This is a genomic window from Marinobacter sp. HL-58 (assembly GCF_001314605.1).
In the GTDB taxonomy this organism is placed as follows: domain Bacteria; phylum Pseudomonadota; class Gammaproteobacteria; order Pseudomonadales; family Oleiphilaceae; genus Marinobacter.
In genome coordinates this window covers 163,892-187,449 of record NZ_LIHP01000018.1, presented here as the reverse complement: position 1 = coordinate 187,449, position 23,558 = coordinate 163,892, and the positions used below count along the sequence as shown (strand labels likewise).

The window sequence follows — 23,558 nt, the reverse complement described above, 5'->3', positions numbered from 1 at the left end:
GCTCAGGCGGCCCCCACCCGGCGCACCAGTTCAGCGGTGCGATTGGCGTAGCCCCACTCATTGTCATACCAGGCGTAAATTTTTACCTGGGTGCCGTTGACCACCATGGTGGAAAGCGCGTCGATAATGGAAGATCGCGGGTCTGTCTTGTAATCGATGGACACCAGCGGTCGTTCCTCGTACCCCATAATGCCTTTCAGTTCACCGTCTGCGGCTTCCCGGAGCAGGGCGTTCACGGAATCCCGATCGGTGGGAGTGTCCACTTCGAACACGCAGTCTGTCAGCGATGCGTTGGTTAGCGGCACCCGCACGGCGTGTCCGTCCAGGCGACCTTTCAGTTCCGGGAAGATCTCGATAATGGCGGTTGCCGACCCGGTGCTGGTGGGAATCAGCGAGCTGCCGCAGGCCCGGGCCCGGCGCAGATCCTTGTGGGGCGCGTCGATAATGGTCTGGGTGTTGGTCAGGCTGTGGATGGTGGTGATGGAGCCGTGTTTGATACCCAGTTTTTCGTGGATCACCTTTACTACCGGCGCCAGGCAGTTGGTGGTGCAGGAGGCCGCAGTGACGATACGATCCGTGGCCGGGTCGAAAATGTCATCGTTTACGCCCACCACAATATTCTTTGCGCCTTTCTCCTTCACCGGCGCCGTCACCACAACCCGTTTCACCCCCTGGTCCAGGTACGCCTGCAGTACCTCTACCTTCTTCATCTTTCCGCTGGCCTCAATAACCACGTCGCACCCGGACCAGTCGGTCTCGGCAATGGTTTTGTTGGCGGTGACCCGAATTTTCCTGTCTTCGATGAGCAGGTTTCCCTCTCTAGCGGTGGCTTCTCGCTGCCATTTGCCGTGAATACTGTCGAACGTCAGCAAATGTGCCAGGGTGGTGGCATCCGCCCCGGGATCATTGATGGCAACGAATTCCACCTCTGGCCAATCGAAAGCAGCGCGCAGTGCCAGCCTGCCAATGCGTCCAAAACCGTTGATTCCTACTTTTATCCTGCTCATGTCGAGCTCCTTTGAATGGGTCCTGGTTGGGTGCAGGGCGCCGGATTGTGAGGCCCGTTCAAAACACGCTGTGAATACATCCCTGTACGCTCCGCTCCGCCATCCATGGCTCCGCAGGGTTTTGAACGGGCCTCACAATCCGGCTCCGCTAATATATTCAGGTCTCCGCAGCGGCGGGAAACCAGTGGCGGGTGCGGTTGGCCAGCGCAACCAGCGACAGCATCACCGGTACTTCCACCAGGACGCCGACCACCGTTGCCAGGGCAGCACCCGAGGTGAGCCCGAACAGACTGATGGCCACCGCGACCGCCAGCTCGAAGAAATTGGACGTGCCGATCAGCCCGGCTGGTGCCGCCACGTTGTGGGGCAAGGCCATTTTCTTCGCGGCAAAATAGGCGATAAAAAAGATGCCATAGCTCTGGATCAGCAGCGGTATGGCAATCAGCCCGATGGCATAGGGATTATCCAGAATCCGGTCCGCCTGCAGGCCGAACAGCAGGGTAACCGTGGCCAGCAGGCCCATAACCGTGGTTGGCTTGCTATGGTGCAACCAGTTCTCCAGCCGTTGTTCGCCCTGGCGTAACAGCCATCGGCGGGTAACCACGCCGGCAATCAGTGGCGCCACCACATAAAGCAGCACCGACAGCAGCAGGGTCTCCCAGGGCACGGTGATGTCAGAGAGGCCCAGCAGGAAAGCGGCTATCGGCGCAAAGGCGAAGATCATGATGATGTCGTTGATGGACACCTGCACCAGGGTATAGGCGGGGTCGCCTCTGGTGAGGTGGCTCCAGACGAATACCATGGCGGTGCAGGGGGCCACACCCAGAAGAATCATGCCGGCTATGTATTCCGTGGCAGTGGCCGGGTCCACCAGATCGGCGAACAGCACCTTGAAAAACAGCCACCCCAGGGCTGCCATGGTGAAGGGTTTGATCAGCCAGTTGATCACCAGTGTCAGCACCAGCCCCCGGGGCTTGCGACCCACGTTCCTGATGGCGGTGAAATCCACCTGAACCATCATCGGGTATATCATCGCCCAGATGAACACCGCCACTACCAGGTTTACATGGGCGTAGGTTAATGCCGCGACGGACTCATAGAGCCCGGGCAGCAGATGCCCACTGATGATGCCGAGCAGGATGGCCAGGGCCACCCATACCGTGAGGAAACGTTCGAACAGTCCCATCAGGCACAGTCCATTCTTGCCGGCCGGTCGGGCATGGCGGCAAGTCGTTGCCTGAAGGGCTGGAGGAACCCCGGATTATTGCTGGCCGTGGCTGTCAGCAGTTGCTGAATCCACTCGGGTAACATCGGGTGGAGGCGATAGTAGACCCACTGCCCGCGGCGTTCGTCCTCCAGTAGTCCCAGTTCCCGCAACTGCGACAGTTGACGGCTGATGCTCGGCTGGGAGGCATTCAGGGCTTCTGTCATTTCGCAGACGCACAGCTCTTCTTCCTTCTGTACCAGGAGCATGATGGCCAGCCGGTTTTCGTCAGCCAGGGCCTTGAAAACGGCAACCGGCGGATAATGCACGGCGCGACCAACGGCTTTCTGGTGCACCATGACGAACAGGCTGATGCGCTCCCGCAGTTCTTTCATGACCAGTGCAAAGGCGGCATGGCGGTTGGTGGGAACCGGGTCGGGAAAATCCCAGGCAATCCGCTGTGCCGGTTCACAGACCGACTGGCACTCATAGGCCGCCTTGTCGCACAGGGTGATGACGTAGTCCCAGTGCTCATCCAGCAGGGTGTTCATGGATTTGCTGTGAAGGGAGCGTGTGTCCAGCCCGGCTTCCCGGATGCATGCCAGTGCCAGTGGGTGGGGGTTTTCCGGGTGTGTGCCGGCACTTGCCACTTCAAACTGATCGCCGGCCATATCGCGGAGGATGGCCTCTGCCATCAGCGATCTTGCACTGTTGGCGGTGCAGAGGTAAAGCACCTTGCGCTTGTCTGACATCATTACCCCCTTATATGCTGAATCGCGCATATAACAATATGGGAATATATGTCCTTCTGCAAGCGATGAATATCAATTTGAAGACAAAACCCTGGGTCACGACGCCCGGCCGTTATGATGAAGACTCAGGCGATAGCCGGAGAAGCCGTGCAGGGTGTCCTGCAACGCCAGGACCCGCAGAGTGACCGGTACCTGCAGGTTTTCGGCGCTCAGCAATCGCAGATCAATGCGTTGAATCTGCCGTTCCTGGCGGGCCGCCTGAAGGGCCCTGTGAAAATTGTCCCGGTACAGCGGGTCCACTAACTGCTCAAAGGGCTGGCCTGCGAGATCAGCCGGGGCCTTTTGCAGCAGGCCGGCGACCTGGGGCGAGACGTAGCCGGTGATTGCCTGCTCGTCCAGCTCGCAGATGGTTGCGCCGGAGAGCTCTACCAGGTCGCGACTGCGCTGTTCGCTGTCATTGAGGGCCTGCCGCAGGATGGATTTCTCCACCTGCATACTGTTCAGGTGTTGCCGGTATTCCTCGCAGCTCCTGTCGGCATCGCGGTAGCGGTTGCGCCAGCGCCTTATACGCAGGCACAGGAGGGTGACGATCACCACCGCAAGGACAGTCATCGCCAGCCCCGCCAGCCATACGAGCCGAAACGATTGTCGGGCCGGTTGTTCGAGAAACCGTGTGTCCGGCAGGGTGGTTACCAGCCATCGATGGTCGCCAATCGCTATTTCCGAACGCAGGGAGCGGGAGCGATCAGGATTCTCGGTGTGCCTGGTCTGAAACAGCGGAATCTTGGTGTGTCGTTCGAGGGTGTCGATTCGCAGGTTGAGCGTTTCCGGGACGGAATTCCGTAACACGGTCGCGAGCCATAGCCCTACCGCAGCCGGATCCTGCACGGCCTGATCGGGCGCAGCACCATCGCTGGCGGTGACTGGAAATTCGTCGTAGCCGCTCAGCCGCGCAACAAGCGTGTTGTGCTGCCGGTGGTAGATCTCCTCGGCAAGGCTGCGGGACTGATTCTCCAGAGCCTGTGCTGTAACGCCTGTAACCACCAGTCCAGCGGCAAGAATAATTGCCGGCGCCCAGAGATGTGGCAGCGCCAGAATGTGGCCTTTCCCTGTCAGTCCGTGGCTTTCCATAGGTTGATCCGTAACCGTTGGCGATGTTTTGGGGGGACTGCTGCTCCTATACTTTAGTTCACACTTCAGAACACAGCCACAGCCCCGGAGAAACCCTGCCCGTTAAACCGCTGATCAGGCCCGGGACTGACGGGCCGAACCGTAAACCAGCAGAAATACGGTAAAGGCAGTGACAACCACCGACGGCCCCGCTGGCGTATCCAGGTGCCAGGACAGTGTCAGGCCGCCGGAAACAGCAATAAAACCGAACACAATGGCCATCCCCACCATATGCTCCGGATTGTTTGCGAGGCGGCGGGCGGTGGCCGCCGGAATAATCAGCAGTGCGGTGATCAGCAATACGCCGACAATTTTCATGGCCACGGCGATGACGATGGAAAACATCAGCATCAGCGCCAGCCGCAGGCGCTCTACCGGCACGCCTTCAACCCTCGCCAGCTCTTCATGAATCGTACTCATCAACAGGCCACGCCAGAGCACTGCCAGCAGTCCCAGGATCAGCGCAGCCCCGCCATAGATCCAGAGCAGGTCATTGCGGCTCATGGCCAGCAGATCACCGAAAAGCAGGCCGGTCAGATCCACCCGTATATCAGGCATGAAGCTCAGGGTTACCAGGCCAATGGCGAGCGCACTGTGGGCCAGAATCCCCAGCAGTGTGTCGGTGGCCAGGGTTTTGCTGCGGGAAAACATCACCAGGGCAATGGCCAGCACTACGCAGGTGATGATTACCCCAAGGTTGATGGGCACACTGATCAGAAAGCTCAGGGCGATGCCCAGCAGTGCGGAATGGGCCAGGGTATCTCCGAAATAGGCCATGCGCCGCCAGACCACAAAGCAGCCCAATGGCCCTGCCACCAGCGCCACGCCAAGGCCGCCGATCAACGCACGCCAGAAAAAGTCCCCGAGTATCGCGTCAATGATGGGCATGTGAGTGTTCCCTGTGGGCATCGTCCTGGTCGCCGGAGACCACATCACCGTGCAGATCGTGGCTGTGATTGTGGTGGTGATGGTAAACCGCCAGGCTTTCCGCCACCGGTCGCCCGAAGGTTTCAATAAAGGCCGGGTCGTGGGAGATATCGGCAGGGTAGCCGCTGCAACAGATATGCTGGTTCAGGCAGATAACCTTGTCGGTTGCCGCCATGACCAGGTGCAGGTCATGGGAGATCATGATGACACCACAATCCAGTTCGTCACGCAGGCTTCTGATCAGATCATAGAGCGCCGCCTGGCCGTTGATATCAACGCCTTGCGCGGGTTCATCCAGCACCAGAAGGTCCGGCCGGCGAGCGAGGGCACGGGCTAGCAGCAGCCGCTGTTTCTCGCCACCGGAGAGATGATGAACCGACGCATTGAGCAGATGCTCAACGCCGGTCTTTGTCAGAGCATCAACGCAAGCCTGAAGCGGGCGGCCACTGAGCAGCATGAAGCGCTTCACGTTGATCGGCAGGGTGGTCTCCAGGGTCAGATGCTGGGGAACGTATCCGATGGTGAGCCCCGGGGCCATCGCCAGGGAACCGTCGGATATGGGCTGAATACCCAGCACTGCCTTGATCAGAGTGGTCTTGCCGGCGCCGTTCGGGCCAATGATGGTGATGATATCGCCCCGCTGGACACGCAGGTCCACGTGGTCAACCACGGGCCGGTCGTCAAAGCGGACGCTTAACTGTTTCAGTTCAACCAGGGCTTCATCCGTCATGGGCGGCTTCCGCTGAGCAGCGAGGGCAGTAACCGGCCACTTCGATGGTGACGTCGTCCGGCCGGAAGGATTCCTGGGCAGCCGCCTTGGTGACAGCACTGGCAACACCGGGCGCCGTCAACTCGAGGACATTGCCGCAGGAACGACAAATCAGGAACATGCCGTTATGGCTTTTACCGGCATGGGTACAGCCTATGAACGCGTTCAGGGAGGAAATCCGGTGCACCAGGCCATGCTGCTGCAGGAAGTCCAGGGCGCGATAGACGGTTGGTGGCGCCGCATTGTGGCCGTCCTCTGCCAGCACGGCGAGAACGTCGTAGGCACCCAGGGGCTTGTGGGACTGCCAGATCAACTCGAGTACCCGTTCACGGGTGGGCGTCAGCCGGGCGTGATGTTGCTGGCAGATATCTCTGGCCTCAGCCAGGGCCTGGGCAACACAGGCATCGTGATTGTGGGGCCGATAGGGAAGAGCGCTGGTTGGCATGGGCACTGTCCTGCGAAATTTGCAACATTATAACATTAGCAGTAAACAGTGCCACGTCTGCGTTACAGCCGGCAGCGGTTATCCTGCCTGGCGGGATGCTTCCAGGGCGAGGGACTCAAGGTAGCCAAGGTCAGGAATGACGGCCTGTTCGCCTTCGACTTCCACTATCATCAGGTCAGCGGGCCCGGTGTTACCGTCGATTTTCTTGATCTGGTTTTCAGTCAGGCGGGTCTGGCTGGGAATACCCTGGGTAACCAGGGCCATGAAGGGCACCGAGTTGTGATGGTCGCCAATGGTGTTCAGCACCACTATGCGCCCACGATTGCCGCCCGGAACCGTGAGTTTGCCGCCGTTGGCCGCATCGTAGGAAATAACCGGCAGATTCAGGCCACGCCAGTCCAGTTCACTCACCAGCCATTCCGGCGTGTTGGGGGCCGGGTCGGAACTTGCGAAATCCACCACTTCCGCGATGGAAACGTTGGGTAACAGCAATTGTTTTCCGCTCATGGGGATCATTACGCAGGGCAGGGTTTGGCTGGTGTCTGTCATTACTTATTTCCTCAGGCGGAATCCCGTTTTTGCCGGCCCTTGAGCAGGCAGGATTCTTCAATCGTTTTGACGAGTTCTCGGGCCAGCTGTTCCGGCGTACCACAGAACGCGGAACAGCCGGTAGCGGCAACCGAGTCCGGCATCGAGCTGTTACCGCAACTGGAACTTTCCTGAACCCAGATGCGGCTACCGTAAGCCTTCAGCAGAGGGGCCGCAATGGCGCCGTCGTTGCCCATGCCAGAGAACACGATGGCATGGCAGCGGGCACCGTAATGGTCACCGATATTGAGCAGCACCTGGTCAATGGACGGGCCGTAGGGGCCGGGCCAGGGCGTGTCCCTCTGCTGGAGCGCTCCGCTGTCGTCCAGGGTCCATTCGTGTTCCACCGGCATCAGGATAACGTCACCATTGTGGATCCGATACCCGTTCTCGGCCGGTTTCAGCTGGTAGTGAGCGTGTCGCCCCAGTACCCGGGTCAACACTTCGGTGAAGTTGTTGTCAATGTGCTGGGCATAGACGAAACCCACGGGCAAGCCCGGTGGCAGGTTATCGAGAAAGGTCTTGACCGCTGCCGGGCCACCCAGTGATGCCCCCAGAATCCAGATTTCTTCCGCCGGCAGATCGGATGAAGCCGGCGGAATCCAGTGGGGCAGCGTGGGTGAAGTTGTTACCGGCGGTTGTTCGTTGGCCAGCTCTTCGATAGCGGCGGCGGAATCCAGCTTTTCCAGGTGCCCGAGGGACTGCTCCAGTTTGTCCAGCAACCGGCGCTCCCAGCGAAAGTATTCGGTGGTTCCGGATTTCGGGGCCGGATCCAGCCCGAACAGCACCGGGGCCTCGGTGTTCTCCAGAAGGTGATCAAACAGGACCGGATGATCCGCGTCGTCCTCCAGGGTAACCAGCCACAGGCTGGCATCGGGGAATTCGTGATAGCCCTGAAGGCGGTCAGGGTCACCGGAAAAGCAAACGTCCAAGCCGAACCTGGACGTGGCTTCCTGCAGCCGGTGGCGCTGCAGGACGATATCCGAGACGATGCCGACCGCTGGCCGTCCTGGCTGGCCGGCCATCACTGATTCCCGGTCAGCCGCGTGATGGTGTCAAGCAGCTCGGTTTCCTGGAAAGGTTTGCCGAGGTATTCGTTGACACCAATGGCCAGCGCCCGTTCCCGGTGTTTTTCACCAGTACGGGAGGTGATCATGCAGATCGGCGTGTCCTTGAGGTTGTCATCATGGCGCACAAAGCTGGCCACTTCGAAACCGTCCATGCGGGGCATCTCGATGTCCAGCAGGATAATATCCGGTTTGTGGTCCTGCAGTTGCGCCACCGCATCCAGGCCGTCTTTCGCCGTGATCACTTCCATGCCATTACGTTCCAGCAGGCGTGAGGTTACCTTCCGTACGGTGACCGAGTCGTCCACCACCATAACCACGGTTGCCTGCTCCTCCCGGCGTGATGCCTCCTTGGCCTTTTCCAGGTTGGCAATGCGCTGACGCTCGGAAAGGATGTCGGACCGGATCATCGCCGGCAGGTCAAGGATCACGACCACGTTACCATCACCCAGGATGGTGGCACCGGATACCCCCCGAACGGTACTGAACTGTGGGCCAAGGGATTTCACCACGATTTCCCGGCTGCCCATCAGACTGTCAACCTGCAGGGCCATGGGCTGCTCCGCACCCCGTACCAGGATGACGGGCAGAGGCAGAGCCTGGCCCTGGAGCTTGGGATGGTGGTCGCTGTTCAACAGGCTGCCCAGATACTGCAGGCGATACTGCTGGCCGGCGTATTCATACAGGGGCGCGTCGGGCTTGTAGTATTCCTCAAGCTCGTAGGTGCTGACCCGCACAATGCCCTCGATGGTGTTCAGCGGGATGGCGTAGAAGTCCTCACCGGTGGACACCATCAATGCCCGGTTGACGGATACCGTGAACGGCAGGCGGACGGTGAACACCGTGCCCTTGCCGACGGCGGAGTCGATATCGAGACTGCCCCCGAGCTGCTTGATTTCGCTGGCGACCACGTCCATGCCCACACCGCGACCGGATATCTGGGTAACCTGTTGGGCCGTGGAGAAACCGGGTTGCAGGATGAACTGCAGGATTTCCCGCTCGCTCAGGTCTTCATCGGCGGACATCATGCCCTGGCGGATTGCCTTGTCACGGATGACCTGGGCAGGAATACCGGCACCATCGTCGATCATACGCAGTACCACGTCACCGCCTTCGCGGGTCAGCGACAGGGTGACCTCACCGGTTTCCGGCTTGCCGGCTTTCTTCCGGTCGGCTGGCGCTTCGATACCATGGTCCAGTGCATTACGCAGCATGTGTTCCAGTGGCGCAATCATGCGTTCAAGGATGTTGCGGTCCATTTCCCCTTCCGGGTTGCGGACATCAAACTCAACTTTCTTGTTCAGCTCACCGCTGATCTGCCGAACAATACGGCGCAGTCTCGGCACCATGGAGGCAAACGGAATCATCCGGGTCTTCATCAGACCTTCCTGGAGTTCCGTGTTGATCCGCGACTGCTGTACCAGCAGGGTCTCGGTGTCCCGCACCCTGTCAGACAGGGTTTCACGCAGGTCGGCAAGGTCCGAGGAGGATTCCGTCAGTGCCCGCGACAGTTGCTGGATAGCGGAATAACGGTCCATTTCCAGGGGATCGAAGTCGTCGCCATAGTCCGGGCCGTGTTCTTTTTCGGCGCGGAACAGGATCTGGGTTTCGGTTTCAATTTCCATCCGGCGCAGCTGTTCACGCAGACGCTCGATGGTGGCCGCCATTTCGTCCAGGTTGTGGCTGAAGTCACTGGTCTGCTGCTCCAGGCGGCCACGGGTAATACTGGTCTCGCCGGCCAGGTTAACCAGCTCATCCAGCAGGGGCGCGGATACCCGGATGGTTTCCTGGGGGGCGCGCTGGGCGGCAGCGGTTTTGGCAGGCGCCTTGGACGGTGTTTTTTGGGGCTTCCTGGCTGCCGGCGCTGCCGGTTTTTCCGGCTCGGCAGGCTTTTCAGCCGCCGGCTCGGGCGCCTTCGGTGCTTCCGTTTGTTCAGGTTCCGCCCTGGCGGGTTCGGGAACCGAACCGGTGTTTTCAAACCGGTTACGGATATCAGCGACCAGCGCCACAATGGCGTCGTGATCCCTGGTAATAGCCTGCCAGGCCTCGTCGCCCGGCGTGTTGCCACCCAGATCGATCAGCCGGGTTTCCAGGGCGTGGGCTTTATCGCCCAGATTACCCAGTTGTGACAGTCGTGCGCCACCCTTGAGCGTGTGCAGCGCGCGCTGGGCTTCCTGATTGAAGTGGTTGTTGCCCGGGTCTTTACGCCAGTCGTCCAGCAAATGTTCCAGCTGATCCAGAATCTCGCCGGCTTCTTCCAGGAAGATTTCCAGCACTTCGGCGTCAACGGAATCGTCCTCGCTGGAATCGACGGTGGGCTGAGCCGTGGTTTCGGAGGGTTCGTCACCGGACAGTTCATGGGCATCATTCAGCGCCTTGATCAGTACATCGTCAGCGGCCGGTTTGTTGCCCTCCTCCAGGCTGGTGAGCATGTCCCGCAGGTTATTGTGCGCCTTCTCGCTGAGCTCCAGCAGAATTGACTGATTGTTGGAACCGGCAATCAGGGGGTCGAGAGCCTCCGACCAGGCCTGGGCCAGGTCGGCAATGGGGTCAACATCGGAAAGCCGCGCACCCCCCTTGAGGGTGTGCAGTTCCTGTTGCAACTGGGTGACACCGGCCAGTTCTTCCGGTTCGTCACGCCACTGGGCCAGGCATTCGCCAATGGCTTCGTGGATTTCCAGGCCTTCGTCAAGGAATATGCCTACCAGGTCATCGTCGGATGCCGGTGGGATGGCATCTGCGACTGACGCCGTATGGTCCTCAGCGTCACCAGTTACTGTGTCCAGATCTTCTTCCGGTTCCGCAGCAGGTGCCGGTTTGCCGGAGAGAATCGCTTCCACCCGGGCAACCAGTTCTGTCGCTGGCGGACAAGGCTTCTGCGTGGCAACCTGCTCGACCATCTGCGCCAGCCGGTCGTGGCAGGCGAACAACAGATCAATCATGTCGTCGCTGGCGCTGAGCTGCCCTTCAGCCACTTTCTCGAACAGGTCTTCGAGAACGTGGGTCAGGTCGCCAATGGCATCAACACCGGCCATGCGGGCGCCGCCCTTGAGGGTATGCACATCACGCTGCAATTCCGCTGCAACCTCACGGTTGGCGGTATCCTCACTCCAGGAATGCAGGGCACTACCGGTGGAGTTGATCAGGTCGTAGGCTTCTTCCAGGAAGATACCAACCAGTTCCGGATCAAGATGGGAAAGATCCGTGCCGTGTTCCTCTTCCGGAGTGTCTTCCGGGATTTCCGGTTCCGGGCTGTCGTCCTCGTCCAGATCGGCCAGCGGGAGCTCTTCATCCTCTCTGGTGTCTTCGTGGTTCACGTCCGTTACCGGCCGGGAGCCGGCGGCGCTATCCATGTAGGCATGGATTTCACTGATAAGATCCGGTGCCGGCCGGGGTTGTTCGTTCTGCTCCAGGGCATCCACCATGCCGGCAAGGCGATCGTGGCAGCGGAACAGCAGATCCGACAGTTCACCGGTAACGGCCAGCCGCTGTTCGGTCAGGCCTTCGAAGAGGTTTTCCAGTTCATGGGACAGGTCGCCGATCGACGGGATATCCGCCAGCCGGGCACCACCTTTCAGGGTATGCAGGTCCCTTTGCAGCAGACGCAGCAGATCCAGATTGCCGGTATTGTCACTCCAGCTCTGCAGGGCATCGGCGGTGCTGTCGATCAGGTCACGGGCTTCCTCCAGGAAGATTTCCGCCAGCTCCTGATCCATATCTTCATCGGTTTCTGCCAGTGGTGGCAGCTCGTCGTTGTCTTCTGGTGTTTCTTCACTTTCCAGATCAAAACTGCGGTCGATTTCCTCCAGATCACCGGTGAATTCCTGTTCAAAGGCATCCGGCACATCCTCTGCTGCGTCTTCGGGCGCATCCAGGGCGAGGGCGTTGAGACTGGCAATCAGCTCCTCGCCGCTTTCAGTGGCAAGGCCTGCAGCTACCTGGTCCATCATGTTGATCAGGTGTTCATGGCCGGCCCGGATGGTATCGAAGATTTCAGGGTCCGGCCGGAATCCCGGCGAAGCGGCACGCTTGTAGACATCTGTCAGCGCTCCGGAGAGCTCCGCAACGTCAGTCAGGCCAGCCTGCTGCGCGCCGTCGGTCAATTGCTGCAACTCAGCGCGGAGGGTATCCAGGGCAGAGGTCTGTTCGGGGTTTTCTGCCCATTCATCCAGAATCCGGTCGGCATCCAGCAGGATATCGAGGCCTTCGTTCAGGAACAGCTGCACCAACTGCGGCTGATTGTCTTCTTTCGCCTCGTCATCACGGGACTGGGAGCTGCGCAGTGTGGCATTGCTGACCTGTTCCAGTCGTGCCAGGAAGGCGTCTGTTCCGGGAAGATCGCCCTGGGGGTTTTCCCGGATCTGGCCCAGACCCTGGGTCAGGAAATTGCAGGCATCACCAATCAGGCCAACAACCTCCTGGTCAGCGCGCTTGTTCTGGGCACGGGCTTCCTTCACAAACCGTTCCAGCGGCGTGATGACTGCTGCGATCGGGGCTATACCGGCGGTATGGGCGCTGCCCTTGAGAGTATGAAGCGCGCGGGAAAGATCGTCGGTATAGGCTACACTGGCCTTGTCGCCAGCGGCCTGGAGGAAATCCTGCAGGGTTTGCAGGTGGGTTTCGGTTTCACTCTCGAAGATGTCCAGCAGTACCGGGTCTACAGCACTGTCTTCATCATCGGCCCCGGTGGCTCCGGCCTTCGTTGTTTCGTCAGCCGGCGCTTCCGGCTCCGATGGCGGCATGGTGCTCGCGTCGGGAATCTCGCCGTTCGCCAGGGCGGTCGCGCGGGCTTCCAGGACCGAGGTGTCGTGGGATGGCGCACGCCGTTTCTCGAAATCCTCCACCAGGTCAGGCAGAACAGAGGTCACTTCCTCCAGCAAACCGGCAATGTCATCGTTCATGAAAATGCTGCCGTCGATCACGCGGTTCAGCATGTTTTCGACGGACCAGGCCAGCTCACCGACAACCAGCGCGCTGACCATGCGGCCGCTGCCCTTGAGGGTGTGGAAAGCCCGTCGCACTTCGGACAGGGCGGTACGATCATCGTGCTGCCGTAGCAGCATGGGCAGGAATTCCCGGATGGTATCCAGGACCTCGCCGGCTTCCTCGATAAAGATCTCGAGAATTTCGTCGTCTATGAGGTCGTCTTCGTCGCTTTCCTCAGCCACTGATGGTTGTTCGGCAGCCGTGACGTCCGGCTGCGCTGCCACCTCCGGTTCGTCGGTGCCAGCGTCTGCGGCGGGCTCGGCAGCAATGTTGTCACTGTCCGTCTTGCGAGTGGTGGACATGGCTTCGGCGCGTTCGATAAGCGCTGCCACGTCGCCATCAGACTGACCTGTGCGGAAGTCGTTGATCAGCGCCGGGATGCGACTGGTAACGTCGTCGATCAGGCTGAACATCTCATCGTTGGGGCGGAGTGTCTGGTCAATCACCCGGTTCAGCAGGTTTTCTACTGACCAGGCCAGCTCACCGATACTGGTGGCGCCCACAAGCCGGCCGCTACCCTTGAGGGTATGGAACGCACGGCGAACTTCGGTCAGTGCTTCCCGGTCGTCATGATTCTGGCGCAGGCGGGGATAGAACTCGTTGATGGTGTCGAGAACTTCTTCGGCTTCTTCCACAAAGATGCCGAGTATCTCGTCATCCAGCAGTTCCTCGTCCGAGCCTTTGGCTTCATTCGAAGCGGTGTCCGTGGGCACTTCCATATCAACGACAGGGACATCTTCTTCGGTCGGATGCTGCCACGTGGGCTCGGCACCCACCGGGAAGCCAAGGGCGTTGAGGCTGTTTTCGGCAACGCTGAGAATGCTGTCGTTATCCTCAATACCTTCCGCCAGCCGTTCCAGGTAGTACTCGATGCTGGTAATGGCATCCGCCAGAGTGTCCAGCTGCTTCCAGTCGGGAACCTGCTTGCCGCCGAGCAGCACATCAGTGATATAGCGCTCTGCAGAGGCCAGCATGTCGGCAACGCGGTCCAGCGGGATAAGGCTCAGCCCGCCGCGAATGCTGTGGAGCAATCCGGGTACATGCTCGATCTCGCCGGTTTCCCACTGGGATGCGATGAAATTGACGATGGCGGTCTTGACCTGCTCAAGGGTATTGCGGGATTCCCTCAGCAGGGCGCCACTGGCTTCACCCAGTTCCCGCGAGCCCATATTGATCGACTGTCCGTCGCCGGCGGACGGCTCGTTTTCCGGTTGCCGATCACTGTCGAGGCCTGCCAGGCTGGCCTCGACATAAAGCAGGGCGCCGGCAATATCCATCAGGGTGCCGTCATCCACCACTTCTGACTGGGCAGAAAGCTTTTCCACCAGCTCAAGCTGTTCGGTGATCACCTTGCGGGGAATACCCAGGCCCAATACAGCCAGGGTATTGGCTACCTGGCGCAGGCCGGGCAGCAGTTCCTCCAGCTCATCGTTCTGCCGCAGTTCGGAGCGGACAAACAGATCCAGCTGGTCCTTGAGCTTGGCAAGTTCTTCATTCAGGGCGCTGACCACCGAGTGGATGGCATCGCGGCCGGGGCCCGATACCCGGGTTTTGGCGGCGTCTACATCATCCTCGGACGGCAGGGCATGCTCCAGCCGGTAGTCATCCCGCAGCTGGCGTACCAGGGGTGTCTCCAGTTCCCGGGCGCGGGCGACGTAATAGAGCAGGTGTTTGAGCAGGGCCTCGGGTACCTGTTGTTGCAGGATATCCACATGCTCGTCGGTCAGGCGGCGGATTTCCACATCCAGTTCCCGCAACAGTGACTTTACTGCCGTATTGACGGGGTTGATGTGTTGCTGAAGGGTTTCAACGAACGCCCCGGCTGCTTTCCAGAGTTCACCCCTGGGGGTTTTCTGGCACAGACGGATCAGCCGCTGGATAACCTTCTGCATGTAGTCAAAGTGGGCATCCAGGTCGGCCTCGCGAACCACGCCGGCGAGTGCGAACTGATACATCTGGCGAAGCTTGCGGATATGGCCCAGTACTTTCGGATCCTGCAGGCGCTGGGACACGTTGGAGGCCGGAGCAACCCGTGACGGTGCAAGATCGGGCTTGAACAGTGACGTGTCGGACAGCAGGGGTTCGCCCCTTGCCGCCCGCAGGTCATTGAGCAGTGGCAGCAGCACCATCGGGAAATCGTCCTTGCTGCTGGCCAGGTGTTCCAGGTACTGGGGAAGTTGCAGGATAGCCTGCATCAACACTTCCACCGCATCGTCCACGTTGGCGACGGTCTCATTCAGGACAGCCTGGGTGAGCTTCTCCATCTCCTCGGTCAGCAGGGCTGCGCCGTAAAGCTCAACCATCTGCAGGGTACCGTGAACCTGGTGGAGATAGTTCAGGCAGAAGCGCAGGCGTGCGGTGTCGTCGCGATTCTCGACATACGCTTCCAGTGCTTGCTGACCCTGGGTCAGCGTGTCCTGTATTTCGCCCCTAACCCAATCCAGGGCGATGCTGTCATGGTGATTGCCCATAACCACTCCGGTTATTCTTCGTCAGTCTGGCGTTTGATCCACGCCAGCACATGTTCCGAGGGTACCCTCTGTAAGCCAGGAGGCTGCCAGTCGGTCAGTTCCCCCTGGCCCAGGACCAGCAACCCCCCGGGCGCCAGCCGCTCTGCAAGCCGTTTTACGATTTCCCGCCGGCGCCAGCGCCGGAAATAAATCAGCAGATTCTGGCAGAAGATAATGTTCATTCCGTGCATGGGAGCCTGTTTCAGATCCAGCACATTCAGCCTGGTGAAACACACCCGCTCCCGGATGCCTTGTACGATCTCGACGTTATTCCGTTCTGCCGGCCGGAAGTACCTGGCCTTCAGCGCTTCGTCCATACCCACCAGCTTGCGCGCGCTGAACAGGCCGGACTGGGCCTTGTCGATGGCAGGCTTGCTGATGTCGGAGCCGGTTACCCCGAACAGTGGCTGCAGTGACAAGCCTTCCATGCATTCATTCAGCAGCATGGCCAGCGTGTAGGGCTCTTCGCCGGTAGAGCAACCCACACTCCAGGCCTCCAGGGGGCGCTTTTTCAGCGCCTCTCGGGGCCGGGTAAGCACATAGTCAGACACCAGCCGGAAGGCGTCCGGATCCCGGAAGAACCGGGTTTCCTGAACCGTCAGCCGATCCACCAGCGTGGACCATTCAACCACCGCGTCCGGGCCGGATACGATTTTCTCGTAATAGGCCTGGTAGCTGCTGCATCCGATTTCCCGCATCCGGATCCCGAGGTTGGTTTCGAGAAACGACTTGCGGCCGGAAGACAGGGTAATACCGGTGCGGTGTTCCAGCAGTGTCTGCCACTGACTGAACTGCGCCTCATCCATATCCGGAAGCCGGCGCAGGGACCAGATGCCTTCGGCAGGTGACAGATGGTTGCGTGTTTCAGCCATAAACTGTCAGCAGCCTCGGAGCGACGATCAGCTCACCACCGGGACGTCGCTGTCTTCCTCTTCTTCCTGATCGGCCGACTCTTCCTCGGGCAGTGTGAAGCCCGCAACAGAGGACCGCAGCTCGGACGCCATCTCTGCCAGGTTACCGATGGACTTCGCAGTCGCGTTGGTACCGGAGGAGGTCTGCGAGGTGATTTCCTGGATGACGTTCATGGTGTTGGAAATGTGAGCCGCAGAAGACGACTGCTGACGCGCGGCGTTGGAGATGTTCTGGATCAGTTCCGCCAGGGACATGGATACGTTCTCGATTTCCTCGAGGGCGATACCCGCGTCCTGGGCCAGACGGGCACCACGGACCACCTCGGCGGTGGTGTGTTCCATGGAGATTACCGCTTCGTTGGTGTCAGACTGGATCGTCTTGACCAGCGCTTCAATCTGCTTGGTTGCCGCAGAGGAACGTTCCGCCAGACGCTGCACTTCGTCCGCAACCACCGCGAAGCCCCGACCTGCATCACCGGCCATGGAGGCCTGGATCGCTGCGTTCAGGGACAGGATGTTGGTCTGGTCGGCAATGTCGTTGATCAGGGATACGATGTCACCGATTTCCTGGGACGATTCACCCAGGCGCTTGATCCGTTTGGAGGTTTCCTGGCTGCTCACGGATGTTGTCCATGCCGCGGATGGTGTTCTGTACCACTTCCGCGCCTTTCTTGGCGATCGCAACCGACCGCTCCGCAACCGCGGAGGATTCAGCAGCGTTGGAAGATACCTGGTCGATGGATACCGCCATCTCGTTAACAGCGGCGGAGGCGCCGGCAATTTCCTGGGCCTGGTGCTCGGAAGCGTCGGCCAGGTGCATGGCCGTGGCCTGGGTTTCCTGGGCCGCTGACGCTACCCGTACCGCGGTGCCACGAATCGCCTGTACCAGCCCGCGCATCTGGTCGATCGCGTAGTTGATGGAGTCGGCGATGGCACCGGTGAAGTCCTCGGTAACCGTGGCCTCAGTTGTCAGGTCACCATCGGCCAGGTCAGCCAGTTCGTCCAGCAGTCGCAGGATCGCGTTCTGGTTCTGTTCGTTCTGTTCCTGGGTCGTCGCCAGGCGGGCCTGGGCTTCGCGGTAGAGAACCACGCCGATCATCACAACGATACCTACCATGGCCGCCAGGATAATGAAGGCGAGGGTCGGGCTGATCAGGCGTGAACCGGCCTGGCCGGTAAATCCTTCAGCAAGTACCGAAATCTCATCAAGCAGAACCTGGGAGTTGGAGAAGATATCGCTGGCGGCAGTACGCACCTTGAAGAGGTCGGGAGAGGCTTCAAGGATCGCGTCTACGTTCTGGGATACGAACTCGAACAGCTCACCCACGGCTTCGAGGCCGTAGATGGCGTCTTCATCGTCAACCTGGGAGATGCCCATGGCGGAATTGCCGTTCACCTGGCCATCGAGAACCCGGCCGAACAGGTTGGCGTCGCGGCCGAAACGGTCTGCGGCAATAACCGCGTCTTCGTCACCGGACAGTACGTTGTTGACGGAGCGAACAATCCGTTCCGCCAGCAACGACTGGCGCTGGGCCAGGGCGATCTGTTCCGCGGGGGCGTCGTTATCCAGCAGAATCTGAACGATGTCGTCGTATTCCACCTGCAACTGCGGGATGGTTTCGTTCAGGGTGCGGGCAACTTCGTGCAGGCCAAGTACTGCATCCTGGGTGGAGAGAATGCTGTCGGCGTTGTCACGGACTTCTTCCCAGGTTGCCTGGACATCGCTGTCCTGGGCGATCTCGCTCGGGGGCAGGCCGGTATCGGGGTTGCCATCAACCACATAGCCCCAGAGGCGCTCGAATTCGTCACGGGAACGTCGCAGGGCGTCGAAGGCCGAGGCGGTACCGCCCGCTGCTTCCGTCGCGTTTTTTGCAATTTCCTGTGACAGTACCCTCAGCTCCGAAGCGTGGGCGATGTAGGCCTGATCGTTCTGGCTGTCCTTGTTGATAATAAACAGCACTGCAACGAGCAGGACGGTCAATGCGATCAGTGCGGCGATCAGGCCGGCAACCAGTTTGTTGCCTCCCTGTCCCATACTGAGTCTTCCGGCTCTATTCTTCATTTTCTGGCTCCCGGCCTCTTCTTAATATTGGCAAGTTTATTTCTGCGGGCGTTGGGCAGGCGGGAAGGTGTTCCTGCCGACGTCACCACCCTTACCATTGCGCTACATCCAGGAAGCGTTCGTCGCCAAGAAGCTCGGCGGCGGAAAACACTTTCCAGACTTCCTCGTTACGCTCGTAACCGCCATTTACAAACGGCTGAACGCTTGCAGGCACATCCTGTGGCGATGCCACGAAGCTGTCCACTGCGAAATACTGCATGCCTGAGACACCGTCCACCACCAGCCCGCTGAACACATCACCCTGTTCAACAACCAGTACCCGGCGTTCGCGGGGGCTTTTGGAAGAGCGGGGAATTTCAAAAAAGCCGGCAAGATCAACCAGTGGCAGGAGGCGGCCCCGTACATTGGCGGCGCCCATCATGAACTGATGAACCCCCGGTATATGGGTATAGCGAGGGACATGGAGAATTTCAGAGACTTCGCCCATGGGCGCCACGTAGCGCTCACCGGCCAGAACGAAGCCGATACCGTTCCAGAGTTCGACGGCTTCCTGTTGTTCCGGCAGGCCGGCAGCCATGGCGCGGCTGCGTCGGGCGATATCCGTCAGTACTGCAAAGGGGGCGGCCTGGGCGGACATGCTTACTCCACGGTTGGGGATCAGGCAATCAGGCTGTTGATTGTTTTGATCAGGTCGTCTTCAACGACGGGTTTTACAAGGTAACCTTTTGCACCCTGACGGGTGCCCCAGACGCGATCGGTCTCCTGGTCCTTGGTGGTTACAATCACAACCGGGATGGAAGCGGTTTCAGGGGCGCGAGTCAGCTGACGGGTTGCCTGAAATCCATTCAGGCCCGGCATGACGACGTCCATCAGAACCAGGTCCGGAGTTTCCGCACGGGCCTTGGCAACGCCGTCGGCTCCGTTGTCAGCAGTCAGCACTTCGTGCTTGTGCTTCTCCAGAATGGTGGAAATTTTCTTAACCTCGGTCGGGGAATCATCAACAATCAGAATGCGGGCCATGGTGTCCTCAATAGTTCTTTGCTTCAGCAGGTTTATTGTTCCGCCTGGGGAACGTACTGGCGAATCGTGTTTAGAAGCTCGTCCTTGCTGAACGGTTTGGTCAGGTACTGATCTGATCCGACAATTCGGCCTTTGGCCTTGTCAAACAGTCCGTCCTTGCTGGAGAGCATGATAACCGGCGTCTTTTTGAAAGAGGAATTGTTCTTGATGAGTGCGCAGGTCTGATAGCCGTCCAGCCGGGGCATCATGATATCCACGAAAATGATATCGGGCTGGGAGTCGGCAATTTTTGCCAGAGCGTCAAAGCCGTCTGTTGCGGTAATGACCTCGCAACCGACTTTTTTGAGAAGGGTCTCAGCGGTGCGACGAATGGTCTTGCTGTCGTCGATCACCATAATCTTCAGATTCTCGAAGTTGTCATCCATTGTCCAACTGCCTTGCGCTCTGCGACTGTCGTTATTTTTCAACCGGGGGTTTTAACACAAACGTTAGCGTTGTTCTATAAATCCCGCTCATTTATAGAGTATTGGTGGCCGGATAAAAAGTATAACTTTGTGACCAAATGTACTTTTGCCCGGGAAATCACGTAATGGGTAGGGGATTTCTCCGGATGCATTCGCGGCTCGGGTACAATACCATCTGTGAACACAGCATAGCACTTATTGACCAGAGCGCTCTGCAGACCGGTTCGTGTTTTCAACCTTTTACCTGACGAGGCATTATGACAGTCCGACTCGGCATTGTGATGGACCCCATCGAGAAGATCCATTTCAAGAAAGACAGCTCCCTGGCGATGTTGCTGGCGGCCCAGAAACGGGGCTGGCAGATCGAATACATGGAGCTGCCGGACCTTTACCTGAAAGGCGGACAGGCGAGGGCGCGAACCCGTGACCTGACAGTGCACCTGGACCCGGAAGACTGGTTCAGCTTTGCCGGCAGCCAGGACCGGGCACTGGGTGATCTGGATGTCATCCTGATGCGCCAGGACCCGCCGGTGGACCGTGAATTCATCATGGCGACCTATATTCTGGAGATTGCCGAACAGCAGGGTGCTCTGGTAGTCAACCCGGCGGCCACGCTTCGGGACTGTAACGAGAAACTGTTTGCCGCCCAGTTCGAAGACTGCACACCGCCGCTGATCGTGACCCGTTCCGCCCAACGGTTGAAGGAATTTTACGCCGAGCATGGCGATGTCATCATGAAACCGGTGGATGGCATGGGCGGGCGTTCCATTTTCCGGGTCAAGGAAAATGACGACAATCTCGGGGTGATCATTGAAACCCTGACCAACCACGGCGCGCACCAGGCGATGGCGCAGAAATACATTCCCGAGATCAAGCAGGGTGACAAGCGCATCCTGCTGATTGACGGCGAGCCGGTTCCCTACGCACTTGCACGCATCCCTTCCCATGGCGAGAATCGCGGTAACCTCGCCGCCGGTGGTCGGGGCGAAGGCCGTGAACTGACCGCCCGTGACCGGGAGATCTGTGATCGTGTGGCACCGGTGATCAAGGAGAAGGGGCTGATATTTGTGGGTATTGATGTCATCGGCGATTACCTGACCGAGATCAACGTCACCAGCCCCACCTGCATCCGGGAACTTGATGCCGCGTTTGGAATCGATATTTCCAGTCAGCTGATGGATGCCATCGAGCATCGTCTGAAATAATGACCCCCAGCCGGGCCCAACCAGAGTAGCAGCCGGCTCAAACGAGGTAAGCAGCAGGAATGGCAGTTCAGGTCAGCGATTTCGATCGGTTTTCTTTTACGCTTTTTATGGCGCTGGCGCTCCATGCCATCATCGTGCTGGGGATTACCTTCGCACCGGAAGAACCCCGTTCGTCGGCGCAGACCATGGAAATCACGCTGTCCCAGCACGATGATGAAACGGACCCGGAAGAAGCCGACTTCCTGGCCCAGACCAGCCAGAAAGGCAGCGGCTCCGAGGAAGAACCGGTGGAAATGACCTCGCCGCAGCCCACGGAGATGAGCCAGCAGGAGATTGCCGAGGTTCAGCCCGAACCACCCTCGCAGGTCGAGCCGGTGCGCCAGCAGGAGCAGCCGGTGGTCCAGACCGAAGCGAGTAGCGAGCATCAGGTGTCCAGGCCTGAAACCGCCGAACCGGATCAGGAAGAGCCGCTGCCGGTGAAAGAAAAGAAAAGTCTGATGGAGCGCAGCCTGGAAATTGCCAGCCTGGAGGCCCGGCTCGACCAACAGCGGCAGGCATACGCCAAGAAGCCGAGGGTCATGCGTGTGACGGCCGCTTCTACCCTGAAGTCGACCAACGCCTGGTACGTGCAGAACTGGGTCAGCAAGGTGACCCGGGTAGGCAATATCAACTACCCTAAAGAGGCACGACAGCAAGGCATCTATGGCACTCTGCGCATGCTGGTTTCCCTCAAGAAGGATGGGTCCATCAAGGAACTGGCCATACTCGAGTCGTCGGGAAGCACGGTGCTTGATGACGCTGCCATTCGTATCGTAAGAATGGCTGCACCGTTTGCACCTTTCCCGGAGGGTATGCGAGAGAATGTCGACGAACTGGAAATTATCCGCACCTGGGTATTCGAACGGCGGGGGCTGACTTCAGGATGACCGCATCAAAACACTCTCCACACAGCCTGCGACACCAGTTTCTGGTGGCCTCTCCCTATCTGCAGGACCCACGCTTCCACGGCGCGGTGATTTATCTTTGCGAACATTCCGATGAGGGGGCCCTGGGGCTGACGGTGAATCACCCCCTGGATATCCATCTGGGCGAGATTCTTGAGCAACTGGATATGGACGGTGGCGAGCTGGACGTGCCGGTATACGGCGGCGGTCCGGTTCAGCCGGAACGGGGCTTCGTGCTGCATTCCCCCGACGCAGGCTGGCAGAATACGGCCCGGGTGTCCGACGACGTGCTGTTGACCACCTCCCGGGATGTCCTGTCTGATATCGGGGCCGGCAAGGGGCCTGAGCACTATCTGGTGTGCCTGGGTTACGCTGGCTGGAGCGAGAGGCAGCTTGAAGACGAACTGGCCAGCAACGCCTGGCTGACCTGCCCGGCTACCCCTGACATTCTGTTCCGCACGCCCTGGGAAGACCGCTACCAGGCCGTGCTGAAACTGATCGGTGTCGACCTCAAGCAGCTCAGTGAGTTTGTCGGCCATGCCTGAGGCAGGAAACCGTCGGGTCATGGCCTTTGATTTTGGTACCCGCCGCATCGGTGTTGCCAGCGGCCAGGAAATGCTGGGAACCGGCAAGCCCCTGGCCATGCTGCCGGCCCGGGATGGCATTCCGGACTGGGACCGCATCGGCAGCCTGCTGGCGGAATGGAAGCCGGATCTGGTGCTGGTAGGCCTGCCGTTGAACATGGACGATACCGAGAACGACATGTGTGCCCGGGCCCGCAAATTCGGCAAACGGTTACACGGCCGCTTTCACATTGAGGTGGAAATGGTGGACGAACGGCTCACCAGCTACGAGGCCAAAGGCGATGTGATGGCCGCTGGCGGCAGCCGTGATTTTGGCCGTGACGGCATTGACGACCGTGCCGCCGTATTGATACTGGAAACCTGGTTTAACGAGCAGGAAACCCGTTCTGCCTGACCCTGGTCTGGCTGCTGTATAAGAGGACTGAAATGACTGCACTGCTTGATATGGACCAGCTGCTGGATGATCTGGAAGCGGGCCTGCGCAAAGTACTGGAAGACCGGGGCGTCGTCGATCCGGCGCTGATCGGCATCCGTACCGGCGGTGTCTGGCTTGCGGACGTGATGAGCAAACGCCTCGGCCTGCAGGAGCCCTGGGGCGAACTGGATATCTCCTTTTACCGGGACGACTTCAGCCGCATTGGCCTGAACCCGAAAGTGAAGCCCTCCAGCCTGCCGTTCAGCACGGAAGACCGGGACATTATCCTGATCGACGACGTCATCATGAGTGGCCGCACCATTCGCGCGGCGATGAACGAAATCTTCGATTATGGCCGGCCGGCGAGTATCATCCTTGCCACCCTGGTGGACCTGGGTGCGCGGGAACTGCCAATCCAGCCGGACGTGACCGGGAAGCTGCTGTCACTTCAGTCCCATCAGCGCGTCAAACTGCGGGGGCCGGACCCGCTGCACATCGAATTACAGGAAACGGGCAAGTAATCAGCGA

Annotated in this window: 19 protein-coding genes and 1 pseudogene; 5 read left to right on the top strand and 15 right to left on the bottom strand. The window is 59.5% G+C overall.

What is annotated here, in order from left to right; genetic code table 11:
* Positions 1–2 precede the first annotated feature (2 nt).
* From HLUCCO03_RS16955 to pilG, 15 genes and pseudogenes are all read right to left on the bottom strand, one after another.
* On the bottom strand, positions 3–1,007 hold the full coding sequence (locus HLUCCO03_RS16955) for an ArsJ-associated glyceraldehyde-3-phosphate dehydrogenase (RefSeq protein WP_027830123.1): 1,005 nt from the start codon (positions 1,005–1,007) through the stop codon (positions 3–5).
* 157 nt (positions 1,008–1,164) lie between these two features.
* A complete protein-coding gene (gene arsB, locus HLUCCO03_RS16950; RefSeq protein WP_036197085.1) occupies positions 1,165–2,193 on the bottom strand; it encodes an ACR3 family arsenite efflux transporter in 1,029 nt (342 codons plus the stop codon).
* Positions 2,193–2,966, bottom strand: a complete 774-nt coding sequence (locus HLUCCO03_RS16945; RefSeq protein WP_292016749.1) for a metalloregulator ArsR/SmtB family transcription factor — start codon at positions 2,964–2,966, stop codon at positions 2,193–2,195. Before HLUCCO03_RS16945 ends, arsB begins: the two co-directional genes overlap by 1 nt.
* Positions 2,967–3,059: 93 nt before the next feature.
* Positions 3,060–4,094, bottom strand: a complete 1,035-nt coding sequence (locus HLUCCO03_RS16940; protein WP_051603727.1) for a PAS domain-containing protein — start codon at positions 4,092–4,094, stop codon at positions 3,060–3,062.
* A gap of 114 nt (positions 4,095–4,208) precedes the next feature.
* Entirely contained in the window at positions 4,209–5,021 is an 813-nt protein-coding gene (gene znuB / locus HLUCCO03_RS16935) for a zinc ABC transporter permease subunit ZnuB (RefSeq protein WP_027830119.1), read from the bottom strand.
* On the bottom strand, positions 5,008–5,790 hold the full coding sequence (gene znuC, locus HLUCCO03_RS16930; RefSeq protein WP_027830118.1) for a zinc ABC transporter ATP-binding protein ZnuC: 783 nt from the start codon (positions 5,788–5,790) through the stop codon (positions 5,008–5,010). The genes znuB and znuC overlap by 14 nt, the downstream gene beginning before the upstream one ends.
* Complete coding sequence (locus tag HLUCCO03_RS16925) at positions 5,780–6,274, bottom strand: Fur family transcriptional regulator (protein ID WP_027830117.1); 495 nt, start codon at positions 6,272–6,274, stop codon at positions 5,780–5,782. Before HLUCCO03_RS16925 ends, znuC begins: the two co-directional genes overlap by 11 nt.
* Before the next feature lie 78 nt (positions 6,275–6,352).
* Positions 6,353–6,823, bottom strand: a complete 471-nt coding sequence (locus HLUCCO03_RS16920; protein WP_027830116.1) for a chemotaxis protein CheW — start codon at positions 6,821–6,823, stop codon at positions 6,353–6,355.
* 11 nt (positions 6,824–6,834) lie between these two features.
* Positions 6,835–7,887 (bottom strand): chemotaxis protein CheB, encoded by a 1,053-nt coding sequence (locus tag HLUCCO03_RS16915; RefSeq protein WP_027830115.1) that lies wholly within the window; start codon positions 7,885–7,887, stop codon positions 6,835–6,837.
* Positions 7,887–15,386, bottom strand: a complete 7,500-nt coding sequence (locus HLUCCO03_RS16910; protein ID WP_027830114.1) for an Hpt domain-containing protein — start codon at positions 15,384–15,386, stop codon at positions 7,887–7,889. The genes HLUCCO03_RS16915 and HLUCCO03_RS16910 overlap by 1 nt, the downstream gene beginning before the upstream one ends.
* Before the next feature lie 11 nt (positions 15,387–15,397).
* Positions 15,398–16,297 (bottom strand): CheR family methyltransferase, encoded by a 900-nt coding sequence (locus HLUCCO03_RS16905; protein ID WP_027830113.1) that lies wholly within the window; start codon positions 16,295–16,297, stop codon positions 15,398–15,400.
* A gap of 27 nt (positions 16,298–16,324) precedes the next feature.
* Positions 16,325–18,398: pseudogene (locus HLUCCO03_RS16900) on the bottom strand (methyl-accepting chemotaxis protein).
* Positions 18,399–18,489: 91 nt separating this feature from the next.
* Positions 18,490–19,035 carry a chemotaxis protein CheW gene (locus HLUCCO03_RS16895; protein WP_027830111.1) on the bottom strand — a complete coding sequence of 182 codons (546 nt, stop codon included), beginning with the start codon at positions 19,033–19,035 and terminating at the stop codon, positions 18,490–18,492.
* 20 nt (positions 19,036–19,055) lie between these two features.
* Positions 19,056–19,418, bottom strand: coding sequence for a twitching motility response regulator PilH (pilH, locus tag HLUCCO03_RS16890; protein ID WP_007154227.1), 363 nt, complete (start codon positions 19,416–19,418; stop codon positions 19,056–19,058).
* Positions 19,419–19,450: 32 nt separating this feature from the next.
* A complete protein-coding gene (pilG, locus tag HLUCCO03_RS16885) occupies positions 19,451–19,843 on the bottom strand; it encodes a twitching motility response regulator PilG (protein ID WP_008175635.1) in 393 nt (130 codons plus the stop codon).
* A gap of 296 nt (positions 19,844–20,139) precedes the next feature.
* Here pilG and gshB point away from each other — a divergent pair, with 296 nt between their 5' ends.
* Genes gshB through pyrR form a run of 5 tightly spaced genes read left to right on the top strand, consistent with a single transcriptional unit; the run spans position 20,140 to position 23,551 of the window.
* Positions 20,140–21,087: a glutathione synthase gene (gshB, locus tag HLUCCO03_RS16880; RefSeq protein ID WP_027830110.1), complete on the top strand. Its 948-nt coding sequence runs from the start codon at positions 20,140–20,142 to the stop codon at positions 21,085–21,087.
* 59 nt (positions 21,088–21,146) lie between these two features.
* Positions 21,147–22,013, top strand: a complete 867-nt coding sequence (locus HLUCCO03_RS16875) for an energy transducer TonB (protein WP_027830109.1) — start codon at positions 21,147–21,149, stop codon at positions 22,011–22,013.
* Positions 22,010–22,576: a YqgE/AlgH family protein gene (locus HLUCCO03_RS16870; protein ID WP_027830108.1), complete on the top strand. Its 567-nt coding sequence runs from the start codon at positions 22,010–22,012 to the stop codon at positions 22,574–22,576. Before HLUCCO03_RS16875 ends, HLUCCO03_RS16870 begins: the two co-directional genes overlap by 4 nt.
* On the top strand, positions 22,569–23,009 hold the full coding sequence (ruvX, locus tag HLUCCO03_RS16865) for a Holliday junction resolvase RuvX (protein ID WP_027830107.1): 441 nt from the start codon (positions 22,569–22,571) through the stop codon (positions 23,007–23,009). Before HLUCCO03_RS16870 ends, ruvX begins: the two co-directional genes overlap by 8 nt.
* Before the next feature lie 32 nt (positions 23,010–23,041).
* Complete coding sequence (gene pyrR, locus HLUCCO03_RS16860) at positions 23,042–23,551, top strand: bifunctional pyr operon transcriptional regulator/uracil phosphoribosyltransferase PyrR (RefSeq protein ID WP_027830106.1); 510 nt, start codon at positions 23,042–23,044, stop codon at positions 23,549–23,551.
* The last annotated feature ends 7 nt before the right edge of the window (positions 23,552–23,558 follow it).